1 protein-coding gene is annotated in these 853 nt (G+C 40.4%); it reads left to right on the plus strand.

Features of this window, described 5'->3' with window-relative positions; all coding sequences use genetic code 11:
* Nucleotides 1-270: 270 nt before the first annotated feature.
* On the plus strand, nucleotides 271-853 hold a 583-nt coding region (locus tag A3729_RS30195), incomplete at its 3' end, for a wax ester/triacylglycerol synthase domain-containing protein (RefSeq protein ID WP_304439805.1).

Below are 853 nucleotides of genomic sequence, written 5' to 3' on the forward strand. Positions count from 1 at the left end.
GCAACAATGGAATATTAAATTGGTCAAACAATGAGCGCTATTTAGAACTTAAGTTTAAAAGCGTCTGTAACTCTATGAAATAATTATGGCAGATGGGCTTATTTTTCGGTGTTAAAAAATGTAACATTTGGTTTCAATTGAAACTTGAATGTCATATTGCTCAGATATAACACTACTTTCTTGGTGCCGTTTCGCCAAGATATCTGCTATCTTTGCAATCACTATCGTTCTGTCGTTCTCATTACATAAAAACAATATTTGGGGTCAGGCATGAGTAACAGCAAATTAAAACCTTTAACAGGTGCTGATACAGCTTGGTTGCGTATGGACTCTCCTACCAACCTGATGATTATAAATGCCATGCTCATTACCGAGAGTATGGCTTTTGATGATTTTAGAAATACCATCATTAATCGTTTCTTACGTTTTCCACGCTTTACTTCTTGCCCTGTATTCAAGACCGGGCAGTATTATTGGCAGGAAGATCCTTACTTCGATATTGATAACCATGTTAAACGTGTTGCGCTAACAGGTAATGCAGACAAAGAAGCTCTACAGAGCTATCTTGCGGATCAGGCGAGCATACCGCTGGATGCAAGCAAACCTTTGTGGCAGCTATTGTTTGTCGATAACTATGAGCAGGGTAATGCGATTATTCTGCGGGTTCATCATAGCTATGCAGACGGGCTAGCTTTGATATCTGTTTTTCACTCGATTACCGATGATGCGCCGAATGTGAAACCGTTTTCACCTTCATGTGCGGATAACGACGAGGTAGCGGCCGAAGAAAGTGAGACACTTACTGATATTAATTACGAATGGCCCCGGTACCAGAAAGTAGTGGATACTGCGA

This window comes from Oleiphilus sp. HI0043, assembly GCF_001634935.1.